Origin of the sequence: Bradyrhizobium sp. ORS 285, from assembly GCF_900176205.1 — a bacterium.
Taxonomy (GTDB): Bacteria; Pseudomonadota; Alphaproteobacteria; order Rhizobiales; family Xanthobacteraceae; genus Bradyrhizobium.
Genome location: NZ_LT859959.1, coordinates 4801251 through 4823148, shown reverse-complemented (window position 1 = coordinate 4823148; position 21898 = coordinate 4801251). Strand labels below are relative to the sequence as shown.

At 64.5% G+C, this 21898-nt stretch carries 16 protein-coding genes; 10 read left to right on the top strand and 6 right to left on the bottom strand.

Going from position 1 to position 21898, the window contains the following annotated elements:
• Positions 1–44 precede the first annotated feature (44 nt).
• The gene (locus BRAD285_RS21730; protein ID WP_006613389.1) at positions 45–2426 is read left to right on the top strand and encodes a transketolase; all 2382 of its coding nucleotides are present in this window, start codon (positions 45–47) and stop codon (positions 2424–2426) included.
• Between the two features lie 491 nt (positions 2427–2917).
• Entirely contained in the window at positions 2918–4348 is a 1431-nt protein-coding gene (locus BRAD285_RS21725) for an aldehyde dehydrogenase family protein (protein WP_006613388.1), read from the top strand.
• Positions 4349–4459: 111 nt separating this feature from the next.
• Here the strand turns inward: BRAD285_RS21725 and BRAD285_RS21720 are convergent, their stop codons facing one another.
• Entirely contained in the window at positions 4460–5428 is a 969-nt protein-coding gene (locus tag BRAD285_RS21720) for an SMP-30/gluconolactonase/LRE family protein (RefSeq protein ID WP_006613387.1), read from the bottom strand.
• A gap of 89 nt (positions 5429–5517) precedes the next feature.
• Here BRAD285_RS21720 and BRAD285_RS21715 point away from each other — a divergent pair, with 89 nt between their 5' ends.
• Both BRAD285_RS21715 and BRAD285_RS21710 read left to right on the top strand, forming a co-directional pair.
• The gene (locus BRAD285_RS21715) at positions 5518–6336 is read left to right on the top strand and encodes an NAD(P)-dependent oxidoreductase (RefSeq protein ID WP_006613386.1); all 819 of its coding nucleotides are present in this window, start codon (positions 5518–5520) and stop codon (positions 6334–6336) included.
• An 81-nt stretch (positions 6337–6417) separates the two neighbouring features.
• Positions 6418–8124, top strand: coding sequence for an IlvD/Edd family dehydratase (locus BRAD285_RS21710; protein WP_006613385.1), 1707 nt, complete (start codon positions 6418–6420; stop codon positions 8122–8124).
• A gap of 8 nt (positions 8125–8132) precedes the next feature.
• On the opposite strand, the gene BRAD285_RS21705 is transcribed toward BRAD285_RS21710, so the two are convergent.
• The gene (locus BRAD285_RS21705; RefSeq protein ID WP_006613384.1) at positions 8133–8918 is read right to left on the bottom strand and encodes an enoyl-CoA hydratase/isomerase family protein; all 786 of its coding nucleotides are present in this window, start codon (positions 8916–8918) and stop codon (positions 8133–8135) included.
• 150 nt (positions 8919–9068) lie between these two features.
• Here BRAD285_RS21705 and BRAD285_RS21700 point away from each other — a divergent pair, with 150 nt between their 5' ends.
• Positions 9069–10304, top strand: a complete 1236-nt coding sequence (locus BRAD285_RS21700; RefSeq protein WP_006613383.1) for an NAD(P)/FAD-dependent oxidoreductase — start codon at positions 9069–9071, stop codon at positions 10302–10304.
• Here the strand turns inward: BRAD285_RS21700 and BRAD285_RS21695 are convergent.
• Together BRAD285_RS21695 and BRAD285_RS21690 are read right to left on the bottom strand one after the other, a co-directional pair.
• A complete protein-coding gene (locus tag BRAD285_RS21695; RefSeq protein ID WP_006613382.1) occupies positions 10301–11209 on the bottom strand; it encodes a ribokinase in 909 nt (302 codons plus the stop codon). The genes BRAD285_RS21700 and BRAD285_RS21695 overlap by 4 nt on opposite strands.
• Positions 11210–11230: 21 nt before the next feature.
• On the bottom strand, positions 11231–12124 hold the full coding sequence (locus BRAD285_RS21690) for a sugar kinase (protein ID WP_035647487.1): 894 nt from the start codon (positions 12122–12124) through the stop codon (positions 11231–11233).
• Between the two features lie 203 nt (positions 12125–12327).
• On the opposite strand from BRAD285_RS21690, the gene BRAD285_RS21685 reads away from it, so the two are divergent.
• The 3 genes from BRAD285_RS21685 (at position 12328) to BRAD285_RS21670 (ending at position 15734) form a co-directional block, all read left to right on the top strand.
• Positions 12328–13587, top strand: coding sequence for a Glu/Leu/Phe/Val dehydrogenase (locus tag BRAD285_RS21685; RefSeq protein ID WP_035647506.1), 1260 nt, complete (start codon positions 12328–12330; stop codon positions 13585–13587).
• Positions 13584–14432, top strand: coding sequence for a VOC family protein (locus tag BRAD285_RS21680; RefSeq protein WP_006613379.1), 849 nt, complete (start codon positions 13584–13586; stop codon positions 14430–14432). The genes BRAD285_RS21685 and BRAD285_RS21680 overlap by 4 nt, the downstream gene beginning before the upstream one ends.
• A 360-nt stretch (positions 14433–14792) precedes the next feature.
• A complete protein-coding gene (locus BRAD285_RS21670; protein WP_006613377.1) occupies positions 14793–15734 on the top strand; it encodes an NAD(P)H-binding protein in 942 nt (313 codons plus the stop codon).
• A gap of 767 nt (positions 15735–16501) precedes the next feature.
• Here BRAD285_RS21670 and BRAD285_RS35465 read toward each other — a convergent pair.
• Both BRAD285_RS35465 and BRAD285_RS21650 read right to left on the bottom strand, forming a co-directional pair.
• The gene (locus BRAD285_RS35465) at positions 16502–18265 is read right to left on the bottom strand and encodes a hypothetical protein (protein WP_157681690.1); all 1764 of its coding nucleotides are present in this window, start codon (positions 18263–18265) and stop codon (positions 16502–16504) included.
• Positions 18266–18498: 233 nt separating this feature from the next.
• On the bottom strand, positions 18499–19719 hold the full coding sequence (locus tag BRAD285_RS21650; protein WP_006613374.1) for a cytochrome P450: 1221 nt from the start codon (positions 19717–19719) through the stop codon (positions 18499–18501).
• A 269-nt stretch (positions 19720–19988) separates the two neighbouring features.
• Here BRAD285_RS21650 and BRAD285_RS21645 point away from each other — a divergent pair, with 269 nt between their 5' ends.
• Together BRAD285_RS21645 and BRAD285_RS21640 are read left to right on the top strand one after the other, a co-directional pair.
• Positions 19989–20675 carry a TetR/AcrR family transcriptional regulator gene (locus BRAD285_RS21645; protein ID WP_006613373.1) on the top strand — a complete coding sequence of 229 codons (687 nt, stop codon included), beginning with the start codon at positions 19989–19991 and terminating at the stop codon, positions 20673–20675.
• Position 20676: 1 nt separating this feature from the next.
• A complete protein-coding gene (locus BRAD285_RS21640; RefSeq protein WP_006613372.1) occupies positions 20677–21867 on the top strand; it encodes an efflux RND transporter periplasmic adaptor subunit in 1191 nt (396 codons plus the stop codon).
• The last annotated feature ends 31 nt before the right edge of the window (positions 21868–21898 follow it).

Below are 21898 nucleotides of genomic sequence, written 5' to 3'. Positions count from 1 at the left end.
CTAGAGTCAACGAATCCACCGAACGCCCCTGGGAGCAGCGCGCCATGGCCAGGCTTTCCGCATCGACGCCTTCCGCATCGTCAGACCGTCTCGACATCCTGAACGCGCTGACCCGCAAGGCGCTGTGGCTGTCGTCCTGGACCATCCACCACGCCAACCACATCCGGCCGAACACCGACGGCCTCAAGGTCGGCGGCCACCAGGCCTCCTCCGCCTCGCTCGCGACCATCATGTCGGCGCTGTACTTCTCGGTTCTGCGCCCGGAGGATCGCGTCGCGGTGAAGCCGCATGCAAGCCCGGTGTTTCACGCGATCCAGTATCTGTTCGGCCGGCAGACGAAGGAGAAGCTGGAGAATTTTCGCGGCTTCAAGGGCGCGCAGTCCTATCCGTCGCGCACCAAGGATGTCGACGACGTCGACTTCTCGACAGGCTCGGTCGGCCTCGGTGTCGCCCAGACGCTGTTCTCCTCGCTGGTGCAGGACTACGTCAAGGCGCATGGCTGGATGAAGGACCGCCGCGAGGGCCGCATGATCGCGCTGGTCGGCGACGCCGAGATGGACGAGGGCAACATCTTCGAGGCCTTGGCAGAAGGCTGGAAGCACGGCCTGCGCAACACCTGGTGGATCGTCGACTACAACCGCCAGAGTCTGGATGCCGTGGTGCGCGAAGGACTCTGGGAGAAGTTCGAGACCATGTTCCGCAATTTCGGCTGGGACGTGGTGATCGTCAAATACGGCCGACTGATGCGCGAGGCGTTCGCGGAGCCCGGCGGCGAGGCGCTGCGCCGCTGGATCGACAACTGCCCCAACGCGCTCTACGCGGCGCTGTGCTTCCAGGGCGGCGCGGCCTTCCGCAAGCACATCCAGGACGAGATCGGCGACCAGGGCGACGTGACGCGGCTGCTCGACAAGCGCAGCGACGACGAACTGCTGGCGCTGATGTCCAATCTCGGCGGCCACGACATGGCGAGCATGCTGGAGGCGTTCGAGTCCATCGATCACGATCGTCCGGTCTGCTTCATCGCCTACACCATCAAGGGCGTCGGCCTGCCGTTCCAGGGCCACAAGGACAATCACGCCGGCCTGATGACGGTCGCGCAGATGGAGACCTGGCGCGCGCAGCAGAACATCCGCCCAGGTCATGAGTGGGACAAGTTCGAGGGCCTGACGCAGGACGCGGCAACGCTGGAGTCGTTCCTCAAGTCCGTGCCGTTCAACCGCGACGGCCGCCGGCTCGATGACGCCGTGTTCGACGTGCCCAGGCTGACCTTCACCGCGGCGGCGCAGATGTCGACACAGCAGGGCTTTGGCCTGATCCTCAACGATCTCGCGCGCAGCGACACCGCGATGGCCTCGCGCATCGTGACCTCGTCACCCGACGTCACCGTCTCGACCAATCTCGGCGCCTGGGTCAACCGCCGCGGGCTGTTCGCGCATGCCGAGAAGGCGGATTTGTTCCGCAGCGAGAAGATCCCCTCGACCTTCAATTGGGCGGCGTCGCCGAAGGGCCAGCACATCGAGCTGGGCATCGCCGAGATGAACCTGTTCATCATGGCCTCCGCGCTCGGCCTGTCGCATTCGATCAACGGCGCGCGGCTGCTGCCGATCGTGACCTTGTACGATCCCTTCATCGAGCGCGGCCTCGATGCGCTGAACTACGCCTGCTATCAGGATGCGCGCTTCATGGTGGTCGCGACGCCGTCGGGCGTCACGCTCGCGCCGGAGGGCGGCGCGCATCAGTCGATCGCGACGCCGCTGATCGGCATGGCGCAGGACGGGCTCTCCTCGTTCGAGCCGGCCTTCGTCGACGAGCTCGCCGCGATCATGAAATGGGGCTTTGCCCACATGCAGGCCGCGCCGGGCGAGGGCGGCTCGGTCTACTTGCGACTGTCGACGCGTCCGGTCGACCAGCCGCAGCGCATCATGACGCCGGAGATGGAAGCCGACATCGCCGCCGGCGCCTATTGGCTGCGCAAGCCGGGACCGAACGCGGAGGTGATCATCGCCTATACCGGGACGGTCGCGCCGGAAGCGATCGAGGCGACCGGCCTGATCGGCGAGTCCCGCCGCGACGTCGGCCTGCTCGCGATCACCTCGGCGGACCGCCTGCATGCCGGCTGGACCGCCGCGCGCAGCCTGCGGCGGCATCGCCGCGGCGTGCAGCATCTCAGCCATATCGAGCAGTTGCTGGCGCCGCTGCCGCGCGATTGCGGCATCGTCACCGTCATCGACGGTCATCCGGCGACACTCGGCTGGCTCGGCTCCGTGCGCGGCCATCGCGTCGAGGCGCTGGGCGTGGAGAAGTTCGGCCAGACCGGCACGATCGACGATCTCTATCGCCACAACGGCATGGACGCGAACGCGATCATCGACGCCGCCGAAAGCCTCACCGGCGCGCCGGTGCGGCATCGCAAGATGGCGGTGTAAGGGCAGGCCGAAAACGAGGACGCCGCCTCCCTCACCTGGGGTGAAGGAGACGGCGTCGCAACTTGGATCAAATGTCTACGTGCTGAAAGGTCACGCAATAAGAACGGACGAAAGTATCGGTTCTGAAATCGTCTCCGGCGTCCTTTCGAGATGCCGTCATGTCTATGACGAGGAGATTAGCCAGGGCGATCGCGCCGCGATGTGAAGCAGTTCACATCTTGGAAATGAATCTTCGGCGACGGGAATTCTGCCATCCGGAATGATGGCCGGTGGACGGAAAAAGAGGGGAGCCGCGCTTGCTGCGGCGCAAAATGGAGCGGCGACGAAACGCAGGCCCGTCGGCTTGCGCCGGTCGCGGCGTTGCTCCTATATCCGCGGGACGCAACCCCGGTCCCCGCATGTGGCGGGTTCATCCCGCGGATCGCGCGTGCCAGGATGCCGGTCCGCGCGCAGCCGCTCCCCCATATGCTTCCACCTGAAGAGGTTTTCCGATGGTCAATCGCCTGCAATTCTACATCGACGGCGCCTGGGTCGATCCGGTCGTCAAGAAGTCCACCCCGGTCGTCAATCCTGCGACCGAAGAGGCGATGTATGAGGTTGCGCTGGGCTCCAAGGCGGATGTCGACAAGGCCGTCGCCGCCGCCAAGCGCGCCTTCGAGACCTTCTCGCAGACCTCGCGCGAGGAGCGCGTTGCGCTGCTCGAGAAGATCATTGCGATCTACAAGGGCCGCATGAAGGAGATCGGCGCCGCCGTCTCCGACGAGATGGGCGCGCCGCTGCCGATGGCGGAAAAGCTGCAGGCCGGCGCCGGCCTCGGCCATCTGATGTCGACGCTCGACGTGCTGAAGAAGTACGAGTTCGAGGAGACCTTGCCGTCGTCGGTGGTGGTGCGCGAGCCGGTCGGCGTCGTCGGCATGATCACGCCGTGGAATTGGCCGCTCAACCAGATCGCCTGCAAGGTCGCGCCGGCGCTGGCCGCGGGCTGCACTATGATCCTCAAGCCGTCGGAGTTCACCCCGACCTCGGCGCTGATCTTCGCCGAGATTCTGCATGAAGCCGGCGTGCCGAAGGGCGTGTTCAACCTGATCAACGGCTTGGGGCCGGAGGTCGGCGCCGCCATGAGCGAGCACCCCGACATCGACATGATCTCGTTCACCGGCTCGACCCGCGCCGGCATCGACGTCGCCAAGCGCGCCGCGCCGACCGTGAAGCGCGTCAGCCAGGAACTCGGCGGCAAGTCGCCGAACGTGATCCTGGAAGGCTCCGACCTGACCAAGGCGGTGACCGGCGGCGTCATGCACATGTTCAACAATTCCGGCCAGTCCTGCAACGCGCCGTCGCGCATGATCGTGCCGGCCGCACGGATGAAGGAAGTGGCTGCGATCGCCAAGGGCGTCGCCGACAAGACTAGGGCGGGCGATCCCCGCGGCGAGGGCACCACGATCGGTCCGGTGGTCAATCGCGGCCAGTGGGACAAGATCCAGGCGCTCATCAACAAGGGCATCGAGGAGGGCGCCACCCTCGTCGCCGGCGGTCCGGGCCTGCCCGAGGGCGTCAACAAGGGCTTCTATGTGCGTCCGACGATCTTCGCCGACGTCAAGCCCGAGATGACGATCTCGCGCGAGGAGATTTTCGGGCCGGTGCTGGTGATCATCGGCGCCAAGGACGAGGACGAGGCGGTCAAGATCGCCAACGACACGCCCTATGGTCTGGCCGGCTACGTCACCGCGCCGACGATCGAGAAGGCCCGCGAAATCGGCCGCAAGATCCGCGCCGGCAACGTCAATCTGCAGGGCGTCCCGAACGACCGCACCGCGCCGTTCGGCGGCTACAAGCAGTCCGGCAACGGCCGCGAATGGGGCCGGTTCGGTCTCGAGGAATACCTCGAGGTCAAGGCCGTCGCGGGCTACAACGCGGCTTGATCGGTGAGGATGCGTAGGGTGGGCAAAGCGAAGCGTGCCCACGATCTACGCCACGAACAAGAACGGTGGGCACGGCGCTCCGCGCCTTTGCCCACCCTACAAAGCGGGATGTCAACCGCCCAGCGCGCCCTGCGTATTCACGTAGAGCGCGTAGATCGACTGGCTGGCGGCCATGAACAGGCGGTTGCGCTTGAGGCCGCCGAAACAGACATTGGCGCAGCGCTCGGGCAGGGCGATACGTCCGATCGGCGCGCCGTCGGGTGCGAACACCATGACGCCGTCGAGCTCGGGCGAGCCCATGCCCCAGCCGCACCAGAGATTGCCGTCGACGTCGCAGCGCATGCCGTCCGGCGTGCCCGGACCGGCATCGATGTGGACGCGCTTGTTGGTGAGCTTGGTCCCATCGGCAGAGACGTCATAAGCGAGGATCTTGCGCGTCGGCACGCCGCGAGATTCGACGATGTAGAGGATGGATTCATCGGGCGAGAAGCACAGCCCGTTCGGCCCCAGCACGCCGTCCGCGACGATGCTCGCCTGGCCGCTGGCGCCGTCGATCCGGTACACGTGGGTGTCGATCTCCGGCTCGGCCTTGTAGCCCTCGTAATTGCCGAGCAGGCCGAAGGTTGGATCGGTGAACCAGATCGAACCGTCGGATTTGACGACGACGTCGTTCGGCGAATTCAGCCGCTTGCCGTCGAACGCGTCCATCAGCACCGTGATGGAGCCGTCATATTCGGTGCGGGTGACGCGGCGGCCGCCATGCTCGCAGCTGACGAGCCGGCCCTGCCGATCCCTGGTGTTGCCATTGGCGAAATTGGAGGGCTTGCGGAACACCGACACCGCGCCGGTTTCCTCTTCCCATTTCAGGATGCGCTGGTTGGGAATGTCGCTGCAGAGCAGATAGCGCCCGTCGCCGAACCACACCGGCCCCTCGGCCCAGCGCAGGCCCGTCGCCAGGCGTTCCACGGCGGACAGCTTGAGCCAGTATTTCTCGAAGCGCGGATCCAGCGCCTGGATCGCCGGATCAGGATAGAAAGTGGCAGGGCGCCAGCCCTGCGTGTGAGCGTTTCCGTCGGACATTTGGCTGGTCCCGTTATTGTGCCCTGGCGATCTCTGCTATCATCGGCTTGTCACGATCGCAAACCTGCGGACCCAACACGAGGGATGAAATGCCACGTATCTTGATGACCGGTGCGAGTGGTGGAATCGGCTCTTCCTTGCGGAAGCTGCTGCCGCCGATCTATCCGGACCTTCTGCTCAGCGACCTCCGCGCGCCCGCCGATCTCTCCAGCCAGGAGACCTTTAAGGCGGCCGATCTTGCCGACCTCGCCCAGGTCGAGGCGCTGTGCGAAGGCGTCGACGGCATCATCCATTTCGGCGGCTATTCGGTCGAGGGTCCGTGGAACGACATTCTGCAGGCCAATATCATCGGCGGCTACAACCTGTTCGAGGCGGCGCGCCGCAAGGGTGTGAAGCGCGTCGTGTTCGCGTCGTCGAACCATGCCGTCGGCTTCTATCCGCGCCACCGCAAGATCGACAATGACGTGCAGCCGCGTCCCGACGGCCGCTACGGCGTCAGCAAGGTGTTCGGCGAGGCGGTGGGCTCGCTCTATGCCGACAAGCATGGGCTGAAGGTGACGTGTCTGCGCATCGGCAATTTCGGCGAGAAGCCGCTCGACAAGCGCCGGCTGTCGATCTGGCTGAAGCCGGAGGATCTCGTCCAGCTCTGTCGTATCGGCCTGGAGCATCCGGACATCCATTTCGAGGTGCTCTACGGAGCGTCGCTGAACGAGCGCGCCTGGTGGGACAATCAGCGCGCCTATGATCTCGGCTATCGTCCGACCGGCCGCGCCGAGGATTTCCGCGAGCACGCTCTTGCCGAGCAGGCCAAGCTGCCCGCCGATCCGATCGGGGACTATTTCCAGGGTGGCGCGTTCTGCACCACGGAGTTCGATGGCGACATCAGCCGGATCATCGACTGGGGTTGAGACGACCTGCTCATTCCGGGGCGCAGCCGCGCCTCGGAATGACGACGACAGATAACAAGAAACAGAAACGAAGAGACTGACATGACCGACGGCTTGCGCAAGGGACTGACCGCTTACGGCGATGCCGGCTTCTCGCTGTTCCTGCGCAAGGCCTTCATCAAGGCGGCCGGCTATACCGATGACGCGCTGGATCGTCCGATCGTCGGTATCACCAATACCTACAGCGACTACAATCCCTGCCACGGCAACGTGCCGCAGATCCTGGAGGCGGTGAAGCGCGGCGTCATGCTGTCCGGCGCGATGCCGTTCGTGTTCCCGACCATCTCGATCGCCGAGAGCTTTGCGCATCCGACCTCGATGTATCTGCGCAATTTGATGGCGATGGAAACCGAGGAGATGATCCGCGCGCAGCCGATGGATGCGGTGGTCGTCATCGGCGGCTGCGACAAGACGCTGCCGGCGCAGATCATGGCCGCGGTGTCGGCCGATCTGCCGACGGTCGTCATTCCGGTCGGGCCGATGGTCGTCGGGCATCACAAGGGCGAGGTGCTCGGCGCCTGCACCGATTGTCGCCGTTTGTGGGCGAAGTATCGCGCCGGCGAGATGGACGACAGCGAGATCGAGGCGGTCAACGGCCGGCTCGCGCCGTCGGTCGGCACCTGCATGGTGATGGGCACGGCCTCGACCATGGCCTGTATCACCGAGGCGCTCGGCCTGTCTTTGCCGATGAGCGCCACGATCCCGGCGCCGCATGCCGAGCGCTTCCGCTCGGCCGAGGCCAGCGGCAGGGTCGCGGCGGAAATGGCCAAGGCGAAGGGGCCGAAGCCGAGCGAGCTGCTGACGCCGTCTGCCTTCAAGAACGCGCAGGTGGTGCTGCAGGCGATCGGCGGCTCGACCAACGGTCTCGTGCATCTCACCGCGATCGCCGGTCGAACGCCGCACACAATCGATCTCGACGCGTTCGACCGGATCGGCCGCGAAGTGCCGGTCCTGGTCGATCTCAAGCCGTCCGGCGATCACTACATGGAGCACTTCCACCACGCCGGGGGCGTGCCGAAGCTGATGAAGCAGCTCGGCGATCTCATCGATCTCGATTGCCGCTCGATCACCGGTCAGTCGTTCCGCGACATCGTTGCTGCCGCCGAGGACGTGCCCGGCCAGGATGTGATCCGCTCGCGCGATGACGCGATCAAGCCGGAGGGCGGCCTCGCAGTGCTGCGCGGCAATCTCGCGCCGCGAGGCGCCGTGATCAAGCACTCGGCGGCGAGCCCGAAGCTGCTCCAGCACACCGGGCGCGCCGTCGTGTTCGAGTCGGTCGAGGACATGACGCTGCGGGTCGATGATCCCGATCTCGACGTCTCGGCCGACGACGTGCTCGTGCTGCGCAATGCCGGGCCGAAGGGCGCACCGGGGATGCCGGAGGCGGGCTATTTGCCGATCCCGAAAAAGCTCGCGCGCGGCGGCACAAAGGACATGGTGCGGATCTCCGATGCGCGGATGAGCGGCACGGCGTTCGGCACCATCGTGCTGCACATCACGCCGGAGTCCGCCGTCGGCGGGCCGCTGGCGCTGGTGCGGACCGGCGATATGATCCGCCTCGATGTCGCCAAACGCAGCATCGACCTGCTGGTCGAAGACACAGAACTTCAGCGGCGACGCGCTGAGCTGAAGCCGGCGGCGATGCCTGACTGGGCCGAGCGCGGCTATGCGCATCTGTTTCATGAAACGATCCTGCAGGCCGATGACGGCTGCGATTTCGATTTCATGCGCAGGAAGGGAAAGGGTTGAGCGCAGTCCTATTTTCCCTTGCTGGTGAACCGCTTCACGGCGGCGCGGAATCCATCGGTATGCATGCAGTTGATGATCGCATCGCGCTCGGCGGCGAGCTGGTCCTCGACCGAACTGCTTGGTGCGCGATGGATCAGCGCCTTCGTCGCCGCGATCCCGGCCGGCATGTTCTGTGCCAGCCGTTGCGCCAGCGCCTCAGTCGCGGCAGCGAGTTCGGACGCTGGCACGACCTTCGCGACAAGGCCCCATTCATAGGCTTGAGCAGCCGTAAAGCTGTCCTCGGCCAGGAAGATCTGCAGCGCGCGTCGGACACCGGCGGTGGCGACGACGCCCACCGTGCCGCCGCCGTCGGGCGAGACGCTGAGCTTGGCATAGGCGGGCGTGAAGCGCGCTTCCTCGGCGGCGATGCAGAGGTCGGCGGCGAATGCGAGCGACATCCCGGCACCGGCTGCCGAGCCATGCACGCTCGCCAGCACGATCTTCGGCATGCGGCGCAGGCTGGCGATGAAGGCGTGGTAGTGATGCAGCAGCTCGCTCACGACCGGCGTGATTGTGTCGGCCTCGGCCGCGGCGCCGATCGTCTGCAGGTCGCCGCCGGCACAGAAGGCGCGGCCCTCGCCCTTGATCACCAGCACCCGGAGTGCCGGATCAGCCTCGACCTGCGCCGCGAGCTGCTCCAGGCGCTTGGCAATGGCGAGGTTGATGGCGTTGAACGCTGCCGGGCGGTCGAGGGTGATCATTGCGATCGGGCCGTCAATGCTCAGGCGAGCGGGTTCCGCGGCTGCGTCCGACATTCAGTCCTCCCTCGTATGGTTGTTGCCGCATTTTGAGCGCATAGCGGCCCGGTGACAATGGCGGGGAAGTCTGCGACAAGGCGGTTCCGCTGGCGCGACGGGAGGTAAACCCGCAGCAGGCAAGGCTTGCAAACACGGGATACGGATCAAATGGGGCAGGACGCAGTGACGAAGGGACCGGTGGTGATCGTAGGCGCGGGGCATGCGGGCTTTCAGCTCGCGACCTCGCTGCGTCAGGCAGGCTTTGCCGATCCCATCCACCTGATCAACGACGAGCCGCATCTGCCGTACCAGCGCCCGCCGCTGTCGAAGGCGTATCTCAAGGGCACCGGCGGTCCCGAGACGCTGATGTTCCGGCCGCAGAAGTTTTATGCCGACCAGACCATCGACCTCGTCTACGATCGAGTTGTCGTGGTCCACCGCGAGCAGCGCAAGGTGCTGCTTGCCTCGGGCAAGACGCTCGACTACGGCCACCTCGTGTTCGCGACCGGCGCGCGCAACCGCCTGCTCGATATTCCCAACGCCAATCTTCCGGCCGTGCGTTATCTCCGCATCCTCGACGACAGCGAAGCCTTGCGCGGGCTGCTCGGTGACGCCAAGCGCGTCGTCGTGATCGGCGCCGGCTTCATCGGCTTGGAATTCGCGGCGACCGCGCGCATCAAGGGCCTCGAGGTCGATGTGCTCGAGCTCGGGGCGCGGGTGATGGCGCGGGCGGTGACGGCGGAAATCTCCGACTACTTCCAGAAGCAGCATGCCGATGCCGGCGTGCGCATCCATCTCGGGGTGCAGTCCACCAGCATCGAGGCCGACGGCAACAAGGTGACCGGTGTCAGCCTGAGCGACGGCCGGCACATCCTGGCCGATCTCGTCGTGGTCGGCGTCGGTGTGCTGCCCAACGTCGAGCTCGCGGCGGAGGCGGGTCTGCAGGTCGCCTCTGGCATCGTGGTCGACGAATATCTCCTCACCCACGATCCGCACATCTCCGCAATCGGTGACTGCGCGCTGTTCGCCAGTCCGCGCTTCGGCGGGACCTTGCGACTCGAGTCGGTGCAGAACGCCACGGACCAGGCCCGCTGCGTCGCCGCGCGGTTGACGGGCGACGTCAAGCCGTACGACGGGCAGCCATGGTTCTGGAGCGACCAGGCCAATGACAAGCTCCAAATCGCGGGGCTCACCACGGGCTATGATCAGGTCGTGCTGCGCGGGGATCCGGCGCAAAAGGCATTCTCCGCATTCTGCTACAAGGAAGGCCGGCTGGTCGGCATCGAGTCCGTCAACAAGGCCGGTGACCACATGTTCGGCCGCAAGCTCTTGGCTGCGGGCGGCACGATCGATGCGGCCAAGGCTGCTGATGTGAGCTTCGACCTGAAGAGCGCTCTCGTCTAGAGCAGCGCGCGCACCTCCTCTGCTGTCGGCATCGATGGGCCGGCACCCATCCGCTGCACGGAGATGGACGCCGCAACGTTGGCGTAGGCGATGGCATCAGCGATCGCTGCGCTCTGAGACAGCCGCGCGGCCAGCGCGCCGACGAAGCAGTCGCCGGCGCCTGTGGTATCCACCGCTTTCACCGCGCGGCCCTCGACAAGCTTCGCGTCGCCGCCACGAACAGCGATCGCGCCGCGTGCGCCGAGCGTGACGCAGATCGTCTGGTCCGTGCGCGGATCGAGCGCCCCAACGGCATCGACGACCTGCTGCGGCGTTGGCGTGTCGCCGAGTTCGACGCCGGACAAGAAGCCCAATTCGGTTTCGTTGAGCACGAGGACGTCGACCAGAGCGAACAGTCCCTGAGCGAAGGTGCTGGCGGGAGCAGGGTTGAGGATCGTCGTCGCGCCGGCGGCTTTCGCGCGCTGGAAAAACGCGGCGATGCTCGCTTGCGGGATCTCGAATTGGCTCACCGCCACGTCGCCTTCCGCCAAACTCACGGCCCCGATGTCATCAGCACTGACTTCGGCGTTGGTGCCTGGGATCACCACGATCGTGTTGTCGGCATTCGCCAGCGTGATGATCGCCGTGCCCGTCGATGCGCTCGCGCTGTCCTTCACCGCCGCGAGATCGATGCCCTGATCGGCAAGGAATACGCGCAACTGCTCGCCGAACGCATCGCGGCCGAGACGGCCGATCATCACGGTCGGCGCGCCGAGCTTCGCGGATGACACCGCCTGGTTGGCGCCTTTGCCGCCAGGAAAATACATCACCGATTGCCCCGCGACGGTTTCGCCGACGCGGGGATGGCGCTCGGCGGTGGCCACCACATCCATGTTGATGCTGCCGGCAACGACGACCCGCCCCATCCGCTCTCTCCCCAACGGCCGCTAGACGCGGGCTTCGAATTCCTGCTTCACCAGCTCGATATCCGCGAGCGTCGGCAGGCCGGCCTCGTTGCCCAGCTTCTGGATCTTGAAGGTCGAGGCCGCGCGGGCGAACTCGAAATGCTCCTTCCAGCTCTTCGCGGGATTGGCGAGATACGAATACACATAGGCGCCATGGAACACGTCGCCGGCGCCGTTGGTGTCGATGACGCGCTCGCGCGGGATCGGATAGGCGGGCAAGGTATGCACTGCGCCGACCTCGTCGTACCAGAGCAGGCCCTTCTCGCCCTGGGTCACACCGCCGATGCGGCAGCCGCGGCTCTTGAGATAGTCGAGCATCTTCTCCGGCGTGAGGTCCATCTGCTCGCATAGCCGCTCCGCGACGATGGCGACGTCGATATATTCCAAAAGCTCATGCGTGTTGGTGCGCAGGCCGCCGCCGTCGAGCGAGGTCAGGATGCCGGCCTCGCGGCACAGTTTTGCATAATGCAGCGCCGCATCCGGCTGGTGGCCGTCGACATGCAGCGCCCGGCAATTGCCGAGATTGAGCAGCGGGAACGGATGGATGTGGGCGTCATCGCGGCAGCGAACGATCGCGCGCTTGCCGTCCTTCGGCATGATGAAGGACAGCGAGGAGGCGTTCACTTTCCGTGGATGTACGGAGATGCCGTATTTGGCGGTCATATCCTGGAACATCCGCCCCAGCCAGTCATTCGCAATCGTTGCGATCAGGTCGGGCACGATGCCCAGTTTGGCGCAGCAAAATGCCGCAGTGACCGCATTGCCGCCGAACGACACCGCGTAGTCGGAGGCGACGTGCTTCTCGTCTCCGGTCGGCATGTGGTCGGTGATGAACGTGACGTCGATGTAGGTCTGTCCGATGAAGAGGGCCTGCATTGGCATTTCTGTCTCACTCGAGGGGTGTTGCGGCCCCGGCGCCGCAGATTAGCAAGCGGTTAAAGCGGATCAACGCTGAAATTCTTCGTCAAATCGTCACCATGGTGGTTGAGATCGGCCCTTTGCAACCGGCGGCCCCCTGCCGCCCATGCACGGGTCGCGCTATGGTTGCCGGCCTGCAGGAGCAGATTCGGGAGTGGAAGATGACTGTCTATGCGGGTCCGGTCTTCGAGATGGCGACCAATCAGTTCAACGTGATTGCCGACCATCTTGGCATCCCAGGAGATGAGCGCGACCGGTTGCTGCTGCCCAAGCGGGCGATCACCGTCTCGTGTCCGATCCACAAGGACGACGGCACCATTGCCGTGTACGAGGGATACCGCGTCCAGCATCTTCTGACCATGGGGCCGACCAAGGGCGGCACCCGCTTTGCCCCGACCGTCGACATCGGCGAGGTCGCGGCGCTCGCGATCTGGATGAGCTGGAAATGCGCGCTGGTCGGGCTGCCTTATGGTGGCGCCAAGGGCGGCGTCAATGTCGACCTTTCGAAACTCTCGCGGCGCGAGCTCGAATCCCTGTCGCGCCGCTACATGCAGGAGATGATCCCCTTCGTCGGCCCGCACACCGACGTGATGGCGCCGGACATGGGCACCAACGAGCAGGTGATGGCCTGGTTCATGGATACGTATTCCATGTATCAGGGGCAGACCGTGACCGAGATCGTCACTGGCAAGCCGGTATTCTCCGGCGGCACGCTCGGGCGCCGCGAGGCGACGGGGCGCGGCGTCGCCCATGTCTCCCGCCGCGTGATGGATGAGCTCGGCATAGACCCTGCCAAGTCCACCGCCGTCGTGCAGGGTTTCGGCAATGTCGGCTCCTATGCCGCGCTCGGCTTCCACCAGATGGGCATGAAGGTGATTGCCGTCAGCGATCATACCGGCGCGCTCTACGATCCGCGCGGGCTCGATATCCCCAAGCTGATGGAGCATGCCAGCGCGCGGGGCAGCATCGCCGGCTTCTCCACGGAGCTCGCGTTCGACCCCAAGGACATTCTCACGCTGGCCTGCGACATCCTCGTTCCGGCGGCGGTCGAGCGCGTGATCGACGCCAACGTGGCGGCGAACCTGAAGTGCCGCATCGTGGCCGAAGCCGCCAACGGTCCGACCACGCCGGATGCCGATCTGGTGCTCGGCCAGCGCCGCAAGGAGATCTTTCTCATTCCCGACATTCTCTGCAACTCCGGCGGCGTCATCGTCAGCTACTTCGAATGGGTGCAGGATTTGCAGCAGCTGTTCTGGGAAGAGGAAGAGGTGATGCGGCGGGAGTACCAGATCCTCGACCGCGCCTTCGAGCGCATGCTGGCGCGCGCCAAGGCCGACAACATCGCGCACCGGACGGCGGCCATGGCGATCGGCGTCGAGAAGGTGCGCAACGCCAAGAACACGCGAGGGCTGTTCCCGTGATCACCGGTCTCGACCACGTCGTCGTCCTGCTCGAGGATATCAACGCGGGCAGCGCCGCGTTCGAGACGCTGCTGGGGCGCAAGCCGTCCTGGCAGAATTCGGGCGACGGCGCCGACCGCGTGCTGTTCACGCTCGACAATATGACCCTGGAATTGATGGCGCCGGTGGGCCAGAGCCCCGGCGCCGACCGCATCCGCAACGTCCTCAAGATCTGGGGTGAGGGGCTCGCCAGCATCTGCTTCGCGACATCGGACATCGGCAAGATGCATCGGCGGCTCGAACGCGTGGCGCTGAAGCCGGACCCGATCGCCGAGGTCGACAGCACCGACCGCGTTTCGGGTGCGACGTTGCACTGGAAGCGTACGCGCGCGATGACCGATCTCACCCGCGGCGTGCGCATGTTCTTCCTGGAGCTCGCAGGGCCGCGGCCGGTGTCGGAGAAGACCGCCGACAGCGCGGTGCTCGGCCTCGACCACATCGTCGTCTCCACCGAGGATCCCGAGCGGGCCGCTGCCCTTTACGGCGCGCGGCTTGGCCTGGACATGGCGCTCGACCGCAGCCACCAGGAATGGGGTCAGCTGATGTTCTTCCGCTGCGGCGACCTGATCGTCGAGGTGGTGAAGCGCCCAGTCGCCGGCAACGACAAGGCCAACGACAAGCTGTGGGGCCTGAGCTGGCGCGTCGCCGACATCGAGGCCACCCGCGCCCGCCTGCTCGCGGCAGGCTTGCAGGTCTCCGAGCCCAGGGCAGGGCGCAAGCCCGGCACGCGAGTGATGAGTCTCTACAGCGGCACCTGCGGCATTCACACGCTGATCCTGGAGAAGACGCCGCAAGCGGCGGAGTGAGGTGGTTGGCTGCGGCGCATGAGTCAGACCTTGCCCCACGCGGCGCATTTGATGGAAACCTGCTTCGGTCCTCAGACCGCGCTCTTTGATCCTCACCCTGAGGAGCCCGCCGAAGGCGGGCGTCTCGAAGGGCGAGGCCAGCGGCCTCATGGTTCGAGACGCGCCTGCGGCGCTCCTCACCATGAGGGGGGAGATCGCAGCGTGCCTCTTTAGCGCGTGCGTGAGCAGCATGGTCATGGCGACACAGGCCGCATCCCAGGCCGGCGGCACGTGATATAGATCGCCGACGTTCTCGGAGCCTCGTTCCCGCCGATGTCGCTGTCTGATCCCGCTGCCGCCATGCGTCCGCGCCGCGTCTTCATGCTTGGCGCAACCGGGACGATCGGCCGCGCCACCGTGCGCGCGCTCGTCGCGCGCGGGCACGAGGTGGTCTGCTTCGTCCGTTCGCGCAGCGACGCTGTGACGATCCCGGGCGCCACCGTCAGGACCGGCGACGTCACCGATCCCGTCTCGCTCGCGCGCGATGGTTTTCGCGGCGAACATTTCGACGCCATCGTGTCCTGCATGGCGTCGCGGACCGGCGTGCCGAGAGACGCCCAGGCGATCGACTATCAGGCTCACGTGAACGTTCTGAATGCGGTCCGCGATGCAGGCGTCACGCAGTTCGTGCTGCTGTCGGCCATCTGCGTGCAGAAGCCGCTGCTGGCATTTCAGAAGGCCAAGCTGGCGTTTGAAGCGCAACTGATGACGGCAGGCCTGACGTACTCCATCGTCCGTCCCACTGCGTTCTTCAAATCCCTGTCGGGCCAGGTCGCGCGCGTGCGGCAGGGCCGGCCTTATCTCGTGTTCGGCGATGGCCGTCTCACCGCCTGCAAGCCGATCAGCGACGCCGATCTCGGCGACTATCTCGCCGGCTGTCTCGACGACGAAAGCCGCTGGAATCGCGTGCTGCCGATCGGCGGCCCCGGACCCGCGATCGCGCCGATCGAGCAGGCCGAGCACCTGTTTGCGCTGCTCGGACGCAAGCCGACCATTCGCCGCGTGCCGGTGGCGTTGCTCGACGTCATCATCGGCGGGCTCGACATCGCCAAGCGCCTCGTGCCGTCGCTCGCCGACAAGGCCGAACTCGCTCGCATCGGCCGCTACTACGCGACGGAGTCGATGCTGGTGTTGAATCCAAGCACAGGCGGCTACGACGCCGACGCGACGCCGTCGACAGGTTCCGAGACTTTGTTCGACTACTACGCCAGGCTTATCCGCGGCGAGGCCGAAGCCGAACGCGGTGACCACGCGGTGTTTTGAGCTTAGATATCGCCTCGTCATGGCCGGGCTTGACCCGGCCATCCATCACTCTTCGCGAGGAGGATGGATGCCCGGGTCAAGCCCGGGCATGACGAGCAATCTATTGAAGCGCCTCCGCGCGGCCTCATTGTTCGCGCCGTCATTGCGAGGAGCGAAGCGACGAAGCAATCCAGGGTCACGCGCGTGGTCCTGGATTGCGTCGCTGCGCTCGCAATGACGGTGGTGAGAGTCGTTTTGGCGCAGTGAGGCCTACGTTGACTGTGGTGGTGAAACATGCGGTCACCATCTCGCGGCGCGTTTCGCGTCCGAGCTTTGCCTTTCGTCCTGCCCTCTCCTAAAAAGAGGGCACGGGGAATGCCGGGCGCTGGCCGCACCCATGGCCCGCCTGCGGAAAAAAATGCAGGCGGCAGGAACCACAGGTTCAGCCGAGAAACACCCGGCATTCCCCGCGCGATGGTTTGACGGCTGCTTCGCGCTCTCCCCGGTGCGCCGGGCTTTCTGGCCACCGTTGCCCGCGCGGCGCGTGAGCGCCGACGCAGACGTGACACCAGCTTCGGGGTGTCAGGACCACGCGACTTGACCGTGCGCATCGCTGCCGTTCGTCCGGGTGGAAACCCACGCCGCAGCACCGACACGCCCACCGCATCCCGCCTCGACGTTCGTGACGACCGCGAAGCGTCCCTCGTGTGAGACGGGATGAGACAAGATATACATGAATTCTGAAAAAAAGAAAGAGGAATTTTTCGGCTAAGAGTTATTGCCAATATCTATCCGAAGACCAGGGTCCAGACGCGCTCCGGCAGATCTAAGTTAGCGACAGACCGCGCTGCTTCGAGAATATGGAACCCTAACCAGGGCATTGCATAGCCGACGATGCCGACTGCAAGTAAAACCTGAGCGGCTAGTCCCAGGAACGCTCCCAAAAACGTTTGGACTGTGAGTACGAGCGAGATCCAAGCGCGATCAAACGGCGCCACTGCTTGGCCTTTTGGAAGGAATCTCAGCAATAGCCACCTTACTCCCGGAATACCGCGCAAAAATGCTACTCCTCCGAACATCAGATTCACAAAGCTTGGGATCATGGACGACAGTAAAAGCACATACAGCCACCAATACTCCGGCTCAGCTGGATGGTTAGCTATGCCGTCAAATATCGGTTGCAAAGGAAGAACGCGCTGACCGCCGTTGTGAACCCTCACAGTATCGAACGCCTGAACACTTAAGACCATTGCGAGCGCCAGAAGCGTAATGATGATTGTCGCGAGAACCGCATCTATAAGCGCAAAAAAGTATGGCCACCATCCGCCCCGTTCCAGCCCTCGGTGCAGGAGTGCTCGTGTCAGTCCCAGTGAAGCCCAATCAAAGGGAGCGTTGATCAGTGTGAGAAGACCGAGAAAAAGCAGGAGTGGGCCTGACGAATCAGAAGATCCCTTTGATGCAAAAAGAGCTGGCGAAGCAATGCAACAGGCAATCATCCCGGCTGTAAGCGCTGAAAGAAATATCCCCTGTCTATCGTTCGCTTCGGCGAGAACGCTTACGGCCCATCCGATAGGGTATATAATGACAAACGCGAACGCAAATGCTGAGGCAATTGTGACCGCAACAGCGATAACAATGAAAGATAGGGCAATGATTACTATGGCGGGGCTGCTGCCGTAGTAAGGGCTGGCCGCCGCGCTGGCGATCGAGAAAGCGCCAGAGACGACCACCACAAAGATGGCAGCAAAGAACACTGTGAAAGCGACGGCGAGCGCGCCAGCATATCGGAACGAGAGAGAGCCGGTCGTTGCGATAGCGATTGCTATAGCACACACTCCGTAGACAACTATTATGTTGCTGCCAACGCTCGCGAAGATTGTCGCGATAGCTAGAATCAATGCGATCCATGCGAGAATGTTGGTCTTGTTCTTGGCACGATGTGACAGCCAGACTGCAAAAGCAGTCACTGCACCCAATGGTATAGCAACTGCCCGTTCCCATGCGGAGTGACTGGCTTTCAGGCCCAAGGCGGTCTCTGCTGGACCAGCGTGGCCAGATATCATCCAGATCAGGACGATCGTTGCGAACGGATAAATCAGCGCCAGCCAAAGGCAACGATCGAATGCGGGGACTGTCCAGAGTGGTGCTGGTGTGGCTAGGCCGAAAGCTCGAGGAAACAGTGAGCGGTTCGCCATGCCGACATCTCCTAAGAAGCGCTCAACCCCATTGAGAAATGCGCTTAGGAGACTGTTGTAGATCCGCGTGGCAATATTTGTTCCGGCCAGACTTTCACGTAGCGCGTCATAGGCAGCTCTTGCTGCGCTTCCTTTACGTGCTCCTCCGGAGCTGAGCACTCCAAATGTCCGATGGTACAGCACGGAAAAAATGAACGTGCACATCCCTGCAGCTAGCGCAAGACCGGCGGTCAGAGCAGCAGTCATCTGAGCTGAGCCGCCAGCTAACCAAGCTACGATCGCGCCGGCTACGCTTGAAAGGCTATGACCCACTATCGTCAAAAAACTACTGTCCAGCGGCTGTCCGGCCATCGCCACGCCTACCTTCATAGGCTCAACCACAAGTAATGATGTTCATATTTGAAGATTTTACGTGAATGGTCAATCCTGCAGTTGAGGAGACGCGAACGAAAATGCGCATTCTGTCTCTCGCGTGATCCTGACCGGTTGAGGCGCGCGATTTAGTGATGTGGGGTCAGCATGTGCGTGATCGGTAGATTTAGCGCGGCAACCGAAGCCGAAGCCAAGTGCTTGCTTGAGCGTGCTTCCTCTCACCCCTCAGCTACACACGGCACGCTCGCAAAGCCGCGAAACCGCACCCGCCCGCCGCGCACCGGCTCGCCCGCGAGCTGATAGTTCGGAAACCGGCTCACAAACCGCGCGATCGCCACTGCGCCCTCCAGGCGTGCCAGCGCCATCCCCGCGCATTGATGCGCGCCCGTGCCGAAGGCGAGGTGGCGGTTGGCGAGGCGGGTGATGTCGAAGCGTTCGGGGTCGTCGAACTGGGCGGGGTCGCGGTTGGCGGCGCCGATGCACAGGGTGACGGAGGTGCCGGCGTCGAGCATCACGCCGCCGAGTTCGACAGCCTCCGTCGTCATGCGATTGCCGAGCTGGTTGGAGCTTTCGTAGCGCAGGATTTCCTCCACGGCGGTGCGGATCAAGGCGGGCGCCTCAAGCAGCTTCCGGCGCTCTTCCGGATGCTGGCACAGCAGCACGAGGCCGTTGCCGATCAGGTTGGTCGTGGTCTCGTGTCCGGCGTTGAGCAGGAAGATGCAGTTGTGCAGCAGCTCCTTTTCGCTGAGCCGCTCGCCGTCGGCCTCGCCCTGGATCAGCCGCGTCAACACGTCGCGCTCGGGATGGCCGGGCGCGGCGCGGCGGCGCGCGACCAGCGTTTCGAGATAGGCGAGGAAGTCACCGACGGCCGTGTTGCCGCGGGCAAACTGCGCAGGCGTCAGCACCGGCTCCAGCGCGCCGAGAATGGCGAGCGACCAGTCGCGCAAGGGGGCGCGTTCCTCATGCGGCACGCCGAGCAGATTGCCGATCACCTCGATCGGGATCGCCGCGGCGAAATCCTCGATCAGCTCGAATGTCTGCTTGGCCGCAATCCGGTCCAGCAGCCCGTCGACCAGCGCGATCAGCGCCGGCTCCATCTCGGCGATCGCGCGCGGCGACAGCGCGCCCATGATCAGGCGGCGGACGCGCGTATGCGCCGGCTGGTCGTTGAATACGAGGCTGGTGGTGTGATGCTCGTACAAGAGCGAGTCGCCGTATTTCGGCGCGAACTCGCGCTTCTTGTCCGACGAGAACACCTTGGTCACCTTGTAGGCGGTGACGAGATCGTCATAACGCGTGAGAAAACAGGAGCCGTTGCGCAGGCGCTTGACCGGGGCATGCCGGCGCAGCGCGCGATAGGTCGGGTAGGGGTCGGCATAGAACTCCGGCGTCAGGCTCTCGAGGTCGAAGCTTTCGGCGAGCGCTGCGTCGTCGGTCATGTCAGGTCCTCCCGGCCGATTCTCGTTTGTTGCGGCGACGGTCGCATGGACGGAGAGGGAAGAAAATCCGCCTGGCGGTGTGTCTCTCCCGGGTCACCACCCATGCGTGCCGCAGATCCGCCTTAGTGTAACGGTACCAAATTGCCTTCGGCGCTGCTGTTTCTCAGTAATGATTTCAGGGACTTGGCTGCCGAACCCTGCTGCGCCGCGGCATGTTTCTTGACATCAATCAAGTGAGTATTTACTCACAGGCGATGTCCACTTTGCGCATGACAAGCGATCTCCGGAGGCAGCTGATCCTCGGTGCGGCCAAGCGCTGCTTCGCGCGTCATGGCTATGCCGGCACCACGACCAAGAGCGTGGCCGCGGCCGCCGCCATTTCTGAAGCGCTGCTGTTCAAGCATTTCTCCTCGAAGGCGGCGCTCTATGCCGAGATCCTGAGCGAGGAATGCGAGACCGATCCGGATTTCGAGCTGCTGCTCGGGCAGGAACCTTCGACCGCGACGGTGGTCAAGCTGATGGCCGGGATGGTGCGCCATTTTCTCAGCATCGCCGACGGTCCCAACGACCAAGAGGAGCAGCGGCTGCGGCTGATGGCGACCAGCCATCTCGACGATGGCGAGTTCGCGCGGCTCATCTACGCCAAGATCGATGACCTGATCGGCGCCAAATTCGTTGACTCGCTGGAAACGGCCTTCGCCTGTGGTGATGCCGTTCGATCAGCAGCCACGCCGCGTGACCTGTTCTGGTTTGCGCATCATACCGTGTTGATGGCCGCATTGACGCGGCTTCCATCGACCCCGTGTCTGGCTTATGGAACCGCAGCGAGCCTGGAGCGCCAGCTCAGCGAGTTCATCCTGCGCGGCATCGGACTGACCGACGCCGCGATCGCGTGCTATCTCGACCACGAATTGTCGCAACCTCCGGCCCGGCCGGCGACGGCAGAAAGTGCATGACATGAACATTGCGACGGAACCCAAGCTCTCTGGAAAGCCGTTCGACGACAAGCCGCGCAAGCGCACCCGCCCGGTGCTGTGGTTCATCATCGTCGGCATCCTGCTCGCGGCGCTGGTTGGCGGCTTCGTGTGGTTCAACATGTTCCGCGACAAGATGATCGCGCAGTTCTTCGCCAACATGAAGCCGCCGCCGATCAATGTCAGCGTCGCCACGGCGACGCCGGAGACAGTGCCGAACCTGTTGACCGCCGTCGGCGATCTTGCCGCCGTGCATCAGGTCAACGTCACCTCGGATGCGTCGGGCCGCATCACCGACATCATGTTCACGCCGGGTACGACGGTGAAGCAGGGCACGCCGCTGGTGCAGCTCTATGACGCGCCGGAGCAGGGCGATCTCGCCAACTACAAGGCGCAAGTGACGGTGGCGCAGCTGTCGCTCGAGCGCGCCAAGCAGCTGGCGTCGCGCCAGTTCGGCCCGCAGGCGACCGTCGACCAGGCCCAGGCCGCCTACGATCAGGCGCAGGCCGGTGTCGCCAAGACCGAGGCGCTGATCGCGCAGAAGCTGGTGCGCGCGCCGTTCGACGGCGATCTCGGCGTCCGCAAGGTCGAGGTCGGCCAGTATCTGTCCGCCGGCACGCAGATCGTGTCGCTGACCGACCTGTCGCAGCTGTGGGTCAACTTCACGGTGACCGAGAAGGACAGTGGCCAGCTCAAGGTCGGGCAGACCGTGCGCATCGGCGTCGACGCCTATCCGGGCAAGACCTTCGAGGGCAAGATCACCACGATCGAGCCGCAGATCGCGACCGACACCCGCAACATCCGCGTGCAGGCGACGATCGCCAATCCCGAGCACATCCTGAAGCCCGGCATGTTCGCCACCACCACCGTGGTGCTGCCGGACAAGCCGCCGGTGCTGACGGTGCCGGAGACCGCGGTCGACTACACGCTGTATGGCGACTCCGTGTTCGTCATCAACGAGAAGAAGACCGACGACGGCAAGACCACGCTGACCGCCGACCGCACCTATGTGCAGACCGGCGATCGCATCAACGGCCGCGCCGTGATCATCAAGGGCCTGAAGGAGGGCGACCGCGTCATCGCCGTCGGCCAGCTCAAGATCCAGTCCGGCGCTGCGGTTGCGATCTCGACCGATCCGCCGCCGCCGGTGCCGGCGAAGCCGCCGCGCTACTGAGCGAACATCTGAGCCAATGCCGGGCCGCCGC